Source organism: Pseudomonas sp. GM78 (genome assembly GCF_000282475.1).
In the GTDB taxonomy this organism is placed as follows: domain Bacteria; phylum Pseudomonadota; class Gammaproteobacteria; order Pseudomonadales; family Pseudomonadaceae; genus Aquipseudomonas.
The window spans coordinates 1-12,951 of record NZ_AKJF01000082.1; the positions used below are offsets into that span (position 1 = coordinate 1).

Genomic DNA, 12,951 nt, shown 5'->3' on the forward strand with positions numbered 1-12,951 from the left:
AGCCGACCATCCTGACCAACGTTCCGAACAACGCTGCCGTGGCCAAGGAAGAAACTTTCGGCCCACTGGCTCCACTGTTCCGCTTCAAAGACGAAGCCGACGTGATCGCGATGTCCAACGACACCGAGTTCGGCCTGGCTTCGTACTTCTATGCTCGCGACCTGGGTCGCGTGTTCCGTGTGGCAGAAGCCCTGGAATACGGCATGGTCGGCGTCAACACCGGCTTGATCTCCAACGAAGTCGCGCCTTTCGGCGGCATCAAGGCCTCGGGCCTGGGCCGTGAAGGCTCCAAGTACGGCATCGAAGATTACCTGGAAATCAAATACCTCTGCCTGAGCATCTAAGCTCGGTAAAGGCATTGTTTCAAGCGCAAAGGACACGAGAGCGCTGTCCCTTTGCGCCGCTTCAAACGGACCTATTCTTTGTGGCCGGGAACGCTGTGGCAGTCGATCATCGCATGCTGCCGCCGTTGCTTCCCTCCGCTTAATCCTTGAACCACGCCCCCCAAGCGAAGACGGGTATCCATGCCCACCACAACCTGAGCTTGGGCGTTGCCAAGTCCTTCGTCGCGGTGGTCAGGGTTGTGATCGCGTTGACGCCAGTGTTGCTGGAATGGGGCCGGTGCAGGGAACACACCATTGGTGGTGTTCATCGCCGCAGCCGAGCGCCTGGGCTGGAACCATGGCACCGGTCTGTACACCCTGATGGATGCCGCCGATGACATCATCCGTCCCCTGCAGGACCGTCCAGTGCGCGTTGATCGCGAAACGCTGGCACTGGGTTGTGCCGGCGTTTACTCAACCTTCCTTCGCCACGCCGAAGCGGCTGCCCAGCGCTACGGGTTGCGAACCGTCGACATCCTGGTCGAGTTGAGTCGGCGAAAAATGGTCTGTGGGCAAGAGGACATGATCGTCGATGTGGCGCTGGATTTGACCCACCGCTGATTGGTGCAACAGCGCAACAGTCTTTGGTGGTTTTACGGGATTCTCGATCGTTACCCCGGTAAATACAGTAAGCGGCATTACAAAACGAGAGTGTGGATATGAGCAACCTTGACGACCGGAACATCATTATCACTGGCGCCTCGGGCGGAATTGGCCGTGCTTCGGCACTGGCTTTTGCCAAAGCGGGCGCGAGGGTTGTGCTGCTTGATCGCGATACCGCAGGCATCGAAGAAACCGCCAGTGCTGTCACGGCTGCCGGCGGCAAGGTTTATTCAATTCCCTGCGACGTTACCGACGAAGATGCTGTGGCCGCAGCAGTCGATGATGTCGTCACCCGATTTGGCCGTCTGCATGGCGCGTTCAACAATGCAGGGGTCGAGCAAAGCAATTTGCCTCTGCATGAAATCTCGTCTGCGGCGTGGGATCGCATTATCCGCATCGACCTGACCGGTGTTTTCTACTGCATGAAGCACCAGATCCGCGCCATGTTAAACAGTGGCGGTGGCGCCATCGTGAATACCGCTTCGTCTCTGGGCTCGGTAGCGATTGCCGCTGCGTCGGACTATATCGCTGCCAAGCATGGGGTGGTCGGTTTGACCAAGGCCGCCGCCGTCGACTACGGCACCCTCAATATCCGGGTCAACGCAATCATGCCAGGCATCATCGAAACGCCGATGATCGTGCGTGCGAGTGAAGAGCCGAATTTTGCCAAACAGTTCGCTGCATTGCGCGAACGACACCCTATCGGTCGTTTCGGAAAACCGGAAGAAATCGCCAAGGCTGCGCTATGGCTGCTGTCCGATGACGCCAGTTTTGTGACCGGAGCGGCAATGGCCGTAGACGGTGGTTATCTCACCGTTTGAGACCCCCTGACAGACTGTCCCTGACACTCGACAGGGAGTCGGTCACTTTTGAACCTGAAACCCCGGAGTACTCCATGATCAATGTAAGTCGTCGCTTGAAAGTCAATGCCCCTGAGGAGTCGGGCGGTGTGAACCTGAACCGCAGCCAGGTATGGGAAGGCTTGGTGAGCAAGGCTCGCAATGCGGTGCCGTTCGTTGATGCCATTACCGAATGTAATGTCGTTGAGGACCAGGGCAATACCTTTATCCGCGAAGTGGTGCTTCACGGTGAGCGCCTTCAGGAAATGGTCCTTCTTACTGAAGAGCAGCAAGTCGAGTTCGTGCGCCTCTCCGGTAATGCCCGTGGTCTGATCAAGAACGTCATCGAGGAAGAGGATGGCGAACTGTTCCTGCGCTTCTCATTCGATTTCTCCCTGCCGGGCGTATCGGCGGGCAGCGAGAAGGAAGTCGAGTTCTCAACCGGCATGCAGACGTCCTACCTCAGCGCCGTGCGATCCACCCTGCAAGCCATCCGTAACAAGGTCAGCAAAGCGGCATAAGAGAAACCGCAGCGACCAGACATGAAAAAACAAAAACAAGAAATGAGGCGTGTAATGAACCATGAATTGACAGGTATGTTTGAAAGTGTCGATCGGATGTCGGTCGAAGGCTTTTTGAGTTATCTGACCGATGACGTCGTGTTTCGGTTTGGCAATTCCCCGGAAGTAGTGGGGAAAAAGGGTGTCAGGGCGGCGATTGAGTTATTTTTTACTCAAATAGCCTCGCTGGAACACATTCTTCAAGGCGTGTGGAGCGAAGGCAACACGACAATCATGCGTTTTGATACCTATTACACCCAGCATGACGGCACGATTATCAATGTTCCTTGTTGTGTCGTTGTTCACTTCAATGCTTCCCGATTGATCAATGATTATCGAATACACATTGATATTTCGCCCCTGTACAGCAGCGCATCTGCGGGTAATGTTGTCCAAGCGTCTGCATAACCACTGATGAGTGCCAGTTGAGCTGTACTTGCCAGTCGAAGCCACGAAACTTTGCTGGCAAGTGCAGTGTTTTGGTTTCCGAATATCAGTCAAGGCATCGTGATGAAGGATTTGAATCTGCTCTATACCTTTGAGGCGTTGTGGCGAGACCACTCAGCTTCCATTGCGGCGCAGAATCTGGGTGTTACGCAGGCAGCCGTCAGCGGTTCGCTAAAACGGTTACGCAACGACTATGGCGACAGGCTGTTTACGCTGGTCGGTCGCCGAATGGAACCCACACCGTTTTGTGTCCATATCGCGCCGCGACTGTTGGCATCCCTTGCGATGGTCAGGGAGGCTGGATGCCAAATGCCGGTGTTTGATCCGAAAGGTTGTGAAAAATCATTTATCTTTAGAATGCGCGACATTGGCGAGGTCGTTTGTTTGCCACCCATCTTGAGCGAATTGTCCAGGGTTGCACCTCAAGCGCGGATACACACCGTTGTGGGTGGGATGGATGAGACGCTCAATGGCCTGTCCACTGGCAGGATAGACCTGGCGCTCGGCTTTATGCCGACCCTTCAGACTGACATTCACCGTACGCCGGTTATTTCTCAGCATTACGTCTGTGCCATGCGCAAAGACCACCCCTTGGCCCATCGCGGCTTGAGCCTTGAAGCGTTTGTCACCAGTGAGCATTTGTTGGTGGAATCCGGGGGGAGCGGTCACCAGGCACTGGAGCGTGCCCTGATCGATGCGGGCGGAAGAGACTGCATTAAAATGCGCACCCCTCAGTTCCTGTCCGGTCCGCACTTGCTGCTCGATACCGACATGATATGGACGCTTCCTATTGCCCTGGGTAAAACCCTGGCGCAATTTTATCCTCTGGTCATACACCCTCTGCCTCTGCAGATACCCTCATTCGAGATCGATCTTTACTGGCATGACCGATTTCACCGGGACCCTCAGAACAAGTGGTTGAGGGAAATGGTTGGCCAGGTACTGCGCAGCCAACAGTCGGCCTGGCAATAGTCGCGTTGAGAGGGAACCGCGGCCATCAAGGCGTTATGTTCCCCGAGTTCAAAACATTACCCGGCGCGGCCTTCACCTTCTTCAAGCGACTCGCTCAACGGTGATGCTTCGTTCCTGGATGCTCTGGGGTAAATGGAGGCTCAGGTAGTCGATCAGGCTGCGCACGGAGGGCAACATCCCCTTCGGTTTGGGGTAGAGCAGATGGATGATATGCGTTGCACCGGTCCAGGAGGGAATGACGACTTCCAGGGTCCTTGCGCGCACAGAGGCTGCTGCTATTGGTTCCGGCAACAGGGCGACGCCCAATCCATTGACGGCGGCCTCCAACTGCATTCGCCGGTCATCGCATATGAGACGTGGTTGATGTGCGACGAGTTGCTCTTCGCCAGATGAACTGCGCAGGAGCCAGCGACCGACACCGTCATGGATATCACCAGGACGACAAAGAGTCTCAATTTCCGAAATGGCCTTGATCGTGGCAGGCCGGCCGACACGATCGAGAAAGCGTGGGCTTGCTACCAGAATCTGCCGGGTTGCCCCTAACTCCTTTGCCACCAATCCGGCCGTTTCTTCAATTCGGGCACGCGATCGCAAGGCCACATCGAAGCGCTCTTCAAAGAGGTCGACCTCTCGATCTACCGCATTCAGCTCAAGCCGGACCTTCGGATATTTTTCCATATATTCAGGCAGCAGGGGGGCCAAATAACTCTGTGCCATGACCTGAGGACAACTCAGCCGCACCAACCCGACCGGTTCTCGTCGCAGATGCTCGACACTTTCATAGGCGGTATGCGCTCCCTCGACAACGGGTTGGCTCAGCGTAAAGAAATGGTGACCGGCTTCGGTCAGTGACACCTGGCGCGTTGTGCGATGTAACAGTCTGGCCCCCATTCGCAACTCCAGATCCGCGACATGACGACTGAGCAACGTTTTTTCAATGCCCGTTGCCCGTGCCGCTGCCGAGAATCCTCCATGTTTGACCACCAGCACGAAGTAATAAAGGTCATTAAGGTCTTTCATGCAGTTGACGCTCTCCTGCGGGGGGACGTTGAGCAACCGTCAACGGCACCTGGCACTGTACTGATTGAGTTCGAGGCATGTGCAATGGCTTCGAAGGTTGACGTGGCTATCATTGATCAAACTGGATTCGGGATAAACTGGCTGCAATTGAAAAGACTGATCCACTCATGGAGCAATCAATATGGAACTTCTGAACGACATGGCGCTGTTCGTCGAAGTCGTCAAAGCCCATAGTTTTCGCAAGGCCGCAGAAGCGATGGCGATGCCGAACTCGACCTTGTCGAGACGCATCAGCGGGCTTGAAAAGGCCATTGGCTTGAGGCTGTTGCACCGCACGACGCGCAAAATCGAATTAACCGAGGCGGGGCAGTTGTACTTTGACCGATGCAAGCGAATCGTGGACGAGGCGCGACTAGCACACGAGCAACTAGGTGAAATGCTTGCGCATCCAAGCGGTCTTTTGCGCGCATCACTGCCCGTGGATTTCGCCAATATTTACCTGGCGCCGCTCATCGCCGAATTCGCCCGACGCTATCCTGGCATCAGCTTTGAATTCGACCTCACGCCGCGTCAGGTCGACCTGGTAAGCGAACCTGTCGATGTGGTCATTCGCATGGGCGAACCGGCAGATTCGAATCTGATTGCACGAAAACTCGCGAGCCTCTCTCGTCGCTTGTACGCCTCGCCTCGTTATCTGGAACTCAATGGAGCGCCCAGCCATCCGTCTGAGCTGGTCAACCACGAATGCCTGCGATTGCGAAAGGCTAGTCAGTGGCAGCTCTCCCATTCAGGCGAAGTCGTAGAGATCGAGGTGGGCGGTCGGTTTCAACTTAATAGCGTCGGAATGCTTCGGCGATTGGCGACACTGGATCTGGGGATAGCGCTGCTACCTGAAGGCATTGCAGCGGACGATCTGCGCACTGGCTTGCTGCAACCGGTACTGCCTCGATGGCACGCCAATCCGATCCCGGTGTATGCCCTCACTGAAACCCGTCTTTTGCCCGCAAAAACTCAACGCTTCATTGAGTTTCTGCGTGAGCAACTTGAGCAGGCTTGATTGTCTGGTTCCGGCGAAGGTCGAGACTATAAAGGCAGCCGATTGCTGTCGCGCCGATCAACACCGGAAGCGCCAACCAATGGAAGAAGACCTGTGATGTGCCCGCGCTAGAAATAAACCAGGCGCCCAGCGTTGAGCCGACAATTGAACCGCACCGGCCGACGGCCATCGCCCAACTCACTCCGGTCACGCGGGCGGCGGTGGGGTACAGGGTGGCTGACACCAGGTTGAGTCCGTTCTGAGCACCGGCGACACCGAAACCGATGAGAAATACCATAGCGGCCAGCTGATAGGGATCACCCATCAGATAGCCTGTGACGGCAATGACCACAGCCGTCAATGAATACGAGAGCGTCAGCACAGGGTAGGGACCGACACGATCCATCAGCAGGGCCATGAGAATGGCGCCGACGGTGCCGCCCAGCGGCACCATGGCGCCAATACGCGAAGCGTGAGCGATATCGTAGCCTGCCTCTTTAAGCAGGGTCGGCAGCCAACTGGTCAGCAGGTAGAAAACAAAAAGCGAGCAGAAGAAGGTCACCCACAGCAGCAGTGTTCGGATCAATCGGCCATCAATGAACAGGTGCGAGATCGGCGACTTGACTTGGGCCGGACGTTCGTCATCGAGGATCGTGACTCCGCCCCAGCTCTTTCTGGTGATGCGTTCCACCACACGACGCAACGCGTCGCCGTGCTTGGCCGAGGACGCCATGAACCGAACTGATTCAGGCATAAGCCAAGCCAACAATGGCAGTAGCGCCAGCGGCATGACGCCGCCAAGTACCAGCACAGAACGCCAGCCGAATGCAGGGATCATATGCGCAGCGAGCATGCCGCCCAAGGCTAGGCCAGCCGTGAAGCCACTCCAGCTCAGAGTCACCATGATCATGCGCCGCCGGGCAGGGGAATACTCGGCACTCAATGCAATGCACGCCGGCATCGCACCCCCCAGGCCGATGCCGGTGATGAAGCGCAGAATTGTCAGCGACTCGATCGAGTGTGTATAAGCGCTGGCCAGGGTGGCGAGACCGAACACCAGCACTGAAATCAGCAAAATGCTTTTGCGCCCGATGGCATCGGCGATCGGCCCCAGGATCAGGCTGCCGACCATCAGGCCGAACAATCCAGTCCCGAAAACCGGTGACAACTGGGCAGGCAACAGACCCCATTCTTCGCGCAGTGACGGGGCGATATATCCAATGACTGCGGTATCGAAACCATCCACCAGGACGATGAGGAAACACAGGGCAAGGATAACGACCTGGTACGGTGAGATCTTCGCGTTGTCGATGATCTCGCCAATTCGGGCATTGTCAGGATTCATGCGGCTACCTTCCGTTTTTATTTTTTTATGTAGACGAGATCGTCGCTAAGCGCATTAAATAAAGGAAGCCAATTCTAATTATTCAAACTATCTGGTTTTGTTATACCTATGCGCACCGATCTCAACTTGCTCCGCGTCCTGCTAGCCGTTTATGAAACCGGCAATGTCACCGCGGCGGCAAAGCGGCTAGGCACGAGCCAGCCCGCAACCAGTGCTGCACTGGCCCGCCTGCGTCACTCACTGGGCGACCCACTGTTCATTCGCTCGGGCAACCTGATGGAGGCGACGCCACGTGCGCAAGGCATCATTGAACGCACCCGCGAGGTGATCGAAATAATCGACCGGGACATCCTCAGCGGCCCGACCTTCGACCCCACTACCAGCGAGCAGGAGTTTGTCTTTTGCCTGAGCGAAGTGGGTGAGGTGGTCTTTCTACCGGCGTTGTTCCAGAGCCTGCGTAGTGCGGCGCCGAATACACGCATCCGAACCGTCAGCCTGGCACCCGATGAGCTTGTGGAGAACCTGCATGAAGGTCGGGTCGATGCGGTGCTTGGCTATTTTCCCGACCTCACTACCCCCAACATCTATCAGCAACGGTTGTTCTCCCATGACCTGGTCTGCCTGATCCGCAGCGATCATCCTCTGGCGGGGGAACGCCTGTCCCTGGAGGATTTCACCAGGCTGGAACATCTGCAGGTACGGGATGGCAGCCGTCGCCAGGAAATGTTCGAAGCCCACCTGACCAAGGCAGGTATTCATCGCAACATCGTGCTCCAGACTTCTCACTACATGAGTGTGCCATCGATCATCGAACGCTCTGATCTGATCGTGGTGTTGCCACGGACCGTTGCTAACATGTACACGCATAATCTGAATGTACGAATAGTCGAGCCGCCTGTGGACATCCCACGCTACGACCTCAAGCAGTACTGGCATGCGCGTTTTCACGAGGCCCCCAGAAGCGTCTGGCTGAGGCGTTTGATCATGTCGGTATTCAACGGGTGACGTACCTGGAAAACCGCTGTGGTCAGATCCGGAACAAAACCACCTCTTGAATTTCTGACCCTGCCTGTCATCTCCCTTATGGACCCTTTCACCGTGATTGTTGCTTGAGAGCAACAGTCCTTGGTGATTTCCGTGCCTAGTCAATAAGTAGTGGTCTACCTACAGTTCGGCAACTCATTAATCGCCACGACGGATCGGTGTGTTACTGCACCATCTGTTCTTATAAAAAACAAGCAGGAGAAATGGGATGCATATCAGTAATCGTCTGCAGGGTAAAGTTTGCATTATTACCGGTACTGGCGGATCAATGGGACGAGCGGCTGCGATAATGTTCGCGCAACAAGGCGCCAAAGTAGTGGGGTGTGACATCTATCATGAAGCTGCTCAAGAGACGCTTGATGCAGTGAGGTCTATGGGTGGGAATATGGTTTCTTTGAGCAATTGCGACCTGACAGACCCAGCCAACTGCGCACGGCTGGTCGAATTGGCTGTTTCGGAATTTGGGCGCGTCGATGTGTTATTCAATAATGCGGCGATGGCCTATTTTGGATGGATCGATCAGATATCAGACGATGACTGGCATCGAACAATCGATCAGGAACTGAATCTGGTATTCAACCTTGTACGTGCAGCCTGGCCTGAGTTAATCAAGTCCGCGGGTGCTTCCATAATAAACACGGCATCTGTTTCGGCATGGTCGACCTACCGTATGCTCCCCGGAATCGCGCATAGCGCGGCCAAAGGAGCCGTGCTTTCCATGACTCGCCAACTGGCGCTTGAGGGCCGGCTCCATGGCTTGCGCGCCAACAGCATCTCCCCAGGGTTGATTGAGTCCAAGCAAACAATCCCATTGCTGCAGGATCCCGAGTGGGCTGAAACGATGGTGGGCAAGGTGATGCTGGGGCGTTTGGGTAAGCCCGAAGAAGTTGCGGCCACCGCTGTGTTCCTGGCCTCTAATGAAAGCTCTTTCATCACGGGTACTGATATTCGGGTCGATGGTGGTACCACTGCCTGGTAGGTCTGCCTAACACCAAACTTGACTGTTAAATTTGGCCTGCCTGAAACATGGAGGGACTCTATTGTTTTGCAAATAATAACCCCTTAAAGGCAGGCCCTGTTGTCGTTGTGGGGCGTTATCCCAGTTATTCTGTTTGTAATGTTTATTTGCATGAATCTTCGTAATCAAAATAATAATCTATACGAGATCATCTTTATGTTGCGCGTAAAAACCTTGCGACTCAGTAACAGTTCTACTTTGCTCTGCACGGCAGCCATGCTGCTGACGTGTACCCATATTCACGCTACGGAAAACAACGGAACTGCTTACCCACTCGGTCTTGACACCGTATTGGCTGGACGAATGCCACCGCCAGGGTTAACCACCTTTTTTTACAGCTCTGCTTACGAGTCGACTGAATTAAAGGGAGCCTATGGGCGCAGCATGGCCGGGATTGAGGACTTCAACCTCAGTTACCAGTCACTCGCGGTATGCCTGGACTACGTTTATTCCGACTACACCTTATGGGGCGCAACGCTGGCCAGTCGTGCAGCCTTGCCCTACATAAAAGGGCAGGTGAGTTTTTATACAGAAACGCCCCAAGGACGTGTCCGCAACAGTGGCAAGGACGAAGGATTCGCCGATTTGGCCTTCACTCCACTGTTTCTGGGTTGGAGCTCACCACGTTTCCATCAGATGCTGGGTGTGGATTTTTATGCACCCACCGCTTCGTATGACAAGGATCGGCTGTTCAATGTGGGAACCAACGTGTGGTCCTACTCGCCGTGGTACTCCTTCACGGCGAACCCGATAGACGAGGTGGAGCTAAGCGCCAAGATTCTCTACATGATAAACGACAAGAATCGTGCGACTGATTACCGGTCGGGGCGCGAGTTTAACGCTGACTACCATCTTGGCTACAGCTTGAACAAAAATTGGCAGGTTGGAATCAGTGGGTATTTGTACAAGCAGGTGAGCGATGATGAACGTCACGGTGAGTCGGTGTGGGAGGACGGCAATCGAGGTCAAGTCGTTGCTTATGGCCCTGTTGTGAAATATCAAACTCCCGAATTTGGCGTACTGATGAAGTGGCAGCATGAAACGCTTGTCGAAAACAGGGCTCGCGGTGAACGGCTCTGGCTCCAGGCAGTCATGCGATTTTAGCCTGGCGACAGGCTTCATCTGCTAAGCAGGGGCGCCAGTCGTGGCCCTTGTGGACTCTTGCGTCGTGATTGGTGCGCAAACGCAACAGTCCTTGGTGATTTTCCTGTCTAGTCAGTACCTAGTGTCTCACTTATGTTCTGGTTCTTAGATCATCAGGCGGGCTTTGGGATGCTGCAAAAGAAACACTTCAGAACACTGAACGGCTTTGGCTCCGTGCACGGCGTACCCAAGCTGCCAACCGGTTTTACTGACGTTTTCGAAAGCTACGAGATCGATGCCAACGGCGTGAAACTGCACGCCGTCATTGGCGGGCAGGGCAAGCCATTGCTACTGCTTGGAGGCTGGCCGCAAAACTGGTTTGTGTGGCGTTACCTGATGCTGCCGCTGGCTCGCACGTTCACCGTGATCGCTGTCGATCCAAGGGGCGTCGGGCTCTCGGAAAAAGCCCGGGAGGGTTATGACTCAAGAACCTTGGCCCAGGACATGTTTGGACTGATGGACGCCTTGGGACATGAGTCCTTCGCCATGGCCGGCCATGACATCGGCATGTGGACCGGTTATGCCATGGCACACGATCAACCCGCCCGAATCGAGCGCATTGCGCTGGGCGAGGCGCTTATTCCTGGCGTTTCGGACTCTCCGCCATTGCTGCCTGAGCACCGCTGGCTCAGTGATTTTCTCTGGCATTTCAACTTCAATCGGGCACTGGGCATCAACGAGCTACTGGTCAGTGGTCGCGAAGAGCTCTACTTCGGTCACCAGTTCGCGACCAAAGCAGGCTCGCCAGAGGCCGTACCCCGTTACGCGGTCGACTTCTACATCGAACAACTCAAGCGCGATCCACAAGCCCTGCGGGCCAGCTTCGATTATTACCGCGCAATCGATCGCTCGATTCCACAGAACCAAGCGCGCAAAGCAATTCGCCTGACCTTACCGGTGCTGGCGTTTTCGGGTGCGCTTGCCTGTGGCGACGGTGTCGAGGTCGAGTTGCGCACGATCGCTGCGGATGTTGAATCCGTGGTCATTCCGGATTGCGGTCACTATCCGGCGGAAGAGCGCCCGGAGGCACTGCTAGCCGCGTTTAAGGCGTTTTTCGCGCCCTATGCAGGATGACCCATTGCCGTTCGGTGAGAGATGGTGGGGCTACACTCATTATTGCGCATTGAACGACACCACCAGTACCAGAGGCTGCTGTCATGTCTGTCGTTATCGCCCAGCTTAATCGCGCCAACCTCGGCGGGCATTTCCACGGTTACGGTCTGCGCACCGAGCCAGAGTTGATCTCTCCCTTCATCGGGGTCGACCACTACTGGATGGACGCGCCGACTTTTGCGCCACACCACCATGCCGGTATTTCGGCATTGTCCTACCTGCTTCTCGATTCCGAGACGGGGATGGCCAACCGTGACTCGATCGGCACCCAGAACGTGATTCAACCAGGCGGCCTGCACTGGACCACCGCCGGCCGTGGTGTGACTCACGAGGAGGTCCCGGCTGAAACCGGAAAAACGGTTCACGGACTGCAGATATTCGTCGCCCTTGCCCCATCACGCAGGGACATCGCTCCGTTCCCGTTGATACTCGAAGCGCAGGACGTGCCAGTCATGCAGGAGCCAGGTGCCAAGGTACGGGTACCGTTGGGGAGCTATCGTGAGATGCGCTCCCCGCTGAGTCCACCGACCGAGGTAACGATGCTCGACATCTCTCTGGAGGAGTGTGCCGAGTTGAGTGTGCTGATTGCCGCAGGCCACTGCATGTTCCTCATGCCAATCGAGGGCACGGTGGAGGTGGGGTCCCAACGCTTCAATCGCGAGGACCTCAAGCTACCGGTGTTCCCGGCACAAGAGGCTCCGCGCGAGGTCACGTTAAGAGCCCCGCAGGGCAGTGCCAACGTGGTTCTGTTCAGCGGGCCTGCGCTCCCCTTTGTTTGAACCCAACGAAACGAGGATTTGTACTATGGCTGACGTACGATTTACTGCAGAGAACGCCGCGTTGTTGCTGATCGACCATCAGGTCGGCACTATGCAACTGATCAAAAACATAGACCGTGAGTTTGCCGCGAAACAGTCGATTGCGCTGGCCAAGATGGCGAAGATCCTCAACATGCCGGTCGTAATTACGTCTAGCCAGGAAGATCAGGCCCAGGGGCCGATTCTCCCGGAAATCGCCCAGGTGCTTCCAGAAGCGCATGCGGCGCGGATCAAGCGACCCGGTGTGGTTAATGCCTGGGAATACGCCGACTTTCGTGATGCGGTGCTTGCCACTGGGCGCAAGCATCTGATCATGGCCGGTGTGACCACCGACGTTTGCCTTATCTTTCCAGCCATCGATGCTGCGCTCGAAGGCTTTGCCGTGCAGGCCGTGCTGGATGCTTCGGGTTCGCCCAGCGACCTTTCCGAAGAGCTCGCTCGTCAACGAATGCACGATGCCGGCGTCGTGCTCACCGCCACCAATACGCTCATGGCAGAGATCGGGCAGGATTGGTCCACACCTAACGGACAGCAACTGATTGGCTTGTTGTTCACTGATGTATTTCCGGCCTTGGGTGCCGGCATCCAGTAAAACTGCAATAGTGTCGCG

General features: G+C 55.7%; 14 protein-coding genes and 1 pseudogene. 13 read left to right on the forward strand and 2 right to left on the reverse strand.

From position 1 onward, the window contains the following. From PMI35_RS17925 to PMI35_RS17905, 6 genes and pseudogenes are all read left to right on the forward strand, one after another. Positions 1 to 344: aldehyde dehydrogenase family protein (locus PMI35_RS17925; protein ID WP_008059000.1), on the forward strand; the 344-nt coding region annotated here is incomplete at its 5' end. A gap of 158 nt (positions 345 to 502) precedes the next feature. After that, positions 503 to 944: pseudogene (locus PMI35_RS0132560) on the forward strand (4-hydroxy-2-oxovalerate aldolase); the annotation flags it as partial. A 98-nt stretch (positions 945 to 1,042) separates the two neighbouring features. Next, the gene (locus PMI35_RS17920; protein WP_008059004.1) at positions 1,043 to 1,807 is read left to right on the forward strand and encodes an SDR family NAD(P)-dependent oxidoreductase; all 765 of its coding nucleotides are present in this window, start codon (positions 1,043 to 1,045) and stop codon (positions 1,805 to 1,807) included. Between the two features lie 74 nt (positions 1,808 to 1,881). Then, complete coding sequence (locus tag PMI35_RS17915) at positions 1,882 to 2,346, forward strand: SRPBCC family protein (protein WP_008059010.1); 465 nt, start codon at positions 1,882 to 1,884, stop codon at positions 2,344 to 2,346. Positions 2,347 to 2,400: 54 nt separating this feature from the next. Then, entirely contained in the window at positions 2,401 to 2,793 is a 393-nt protein-coding gene (locus tag PMI35_RS17910) for a nuclear transport factor 2 family protein (RefSeq protein ID WP_008059011.1), read from the forward strand. A 102-nt stretch (positions 2,794 to 2,895) separates the two neighbouring features. After that, the gene (locus tag PMI35_RS17905; protein ID WP_008059012.1) at positions 2,896 to 3,804 is read left to right on the forward strand and encodes a LysR family transcriptional regulator; all 909 of its coding nucleotides are present in this window, start codon (positions 2,896 to 2,898) and stop codon (positions 3,802 to 3,804) included. 81 nt (positions 3,805 to 3,885) lie between these two features. Here the strand turns inward: PMI35_RS17905 and PMI35_RS17900 are convergent, their stop codons facing one another. After that, positions 3,886 to 4,824, reverse strand: coding sequence for a LysR family transcriptional regulator (locus tag PMI35_RS17900; RefSeq protein WP_008059014.1), 939 nt, complete (start codon positions 4,822 to 4,824; stop codon positions 3,886 to 3,888). Positions 4,825 to 5,005: 181 nt separating this feature from the next. Here PMI35_RS17900 and PMI35_RS17895 point away from each other — a divergent pair, with 181 nt between their 5' ends. After that, positions 5,006 to 5,881, forward strand: a complete 876-nt coding sequence (locus tag PMI35_RS17895) for a LysR family transcriptional regulator (RefSeq protein ID WP_008059015.1) — start codon at positions 5,006 to 5,008, stop codon at positions 5,879 to 5,881. Here PMI35_RS17895 and PMI35_RS17890 read toward each other — a convergent pair. Continuing rightward, entirely contained in the window at positions 5,844 to 7,205 is a 1,362-nt protein-coding gene (locus tag PMI35_RS17890; RefSeq protein ID WP_008059017.1) for an MFS transporter, read from the reverse strand. The two genes, PMI35_RS17895 and PMI35_RS17890, sit on opposite strands and share 38 nt — an antisense overlap. A 108-nt stretch (positions 7,206 to 7,313) precedes the next feature. On the opposite strand from PMI35_RS17890, the gene PMI35_RS17885 reads away from it, so the two are divergent. The 6 genes from PMI35_RS17885 (at position 7,314) to PMI35_RS17860 (ending at position 12,933) form a co-directional block, all read left to right on the forward strand. After that, on the forward strand, positions 7,314 to 8,210 hold the full coding sequence (locus PMI35_RS17885) for a LysR family transcriptional regulator (protein WP_008059019.1): 897 nt from the start codon (positions 7,314 to 7,316) through the stop codon (positions 8,208 to 8,210). Positions 8,211 to 8,463: 253 nt separating this feature from the next. Next, the gene (locus PMI35_RS17880; protein WP_202949500.1) at positions 8,464 to 9,228 is read left to right on the forward strand and encodes an SDR family oxidoreductase; all 765 of its coding nucleotides are present in this window, start codon (positions 8,464 to 8,466) and stop codon (positions 9,226 to 9,228) included. A gap of 195 nt (positions 9,229 to 9,423) precedes the next feature. Next, the gene (locus PMI35_RS17875; protein ID WP_008059025.1) at positions 9,424 to 10,371 is read left to right on the forward strand and encodes a SphA family protein; all 948 of its coding nucleotides are present in this window, start codon (positions 9,424 to 9,426) and stop codon (positions 10,369 to 10,371) included. A 168-nt stretch (positions 10,372 to 10,539) separates the two neighbouring features. Continuing rightward, entirely contained in the window at positions 10,540 to 11,484 is a 945-nt protein-coding gene (locus PMI35_RS17870; protein ID WP_008059027.1) for an alpha/beta fold hydrolase, read from the forward strand. 83 nt (positions 11,485 to 11,567) lie between these two features. Further along, positions 11,568 to 12,302, forward strand: coding sequence for a pirin family protein (locus tag PMI35_RS17865; protein WP_008059029.1), 735 nt, complete (start codon positions 11,568 to 11,570; stop codon positions 12,300 to 12,302). Positions 12,303 to 12,327: 25 nt separating this feature from the next. After that, the gene (locus PMI35_RS17860; RefSeq protein WP_008059031.1) at positions 12,328 to 12,933 is read left to right on the forward strand and encodes an isochorismatase family protein; all 606 of its coding nucleotides are present in this window, start codon (positions 12,328 to 12,330) and stop codon (positions 12,931 to 12,933) included. Positions 12,934 to 12,951: the final 18 nt, after the last annotated feature.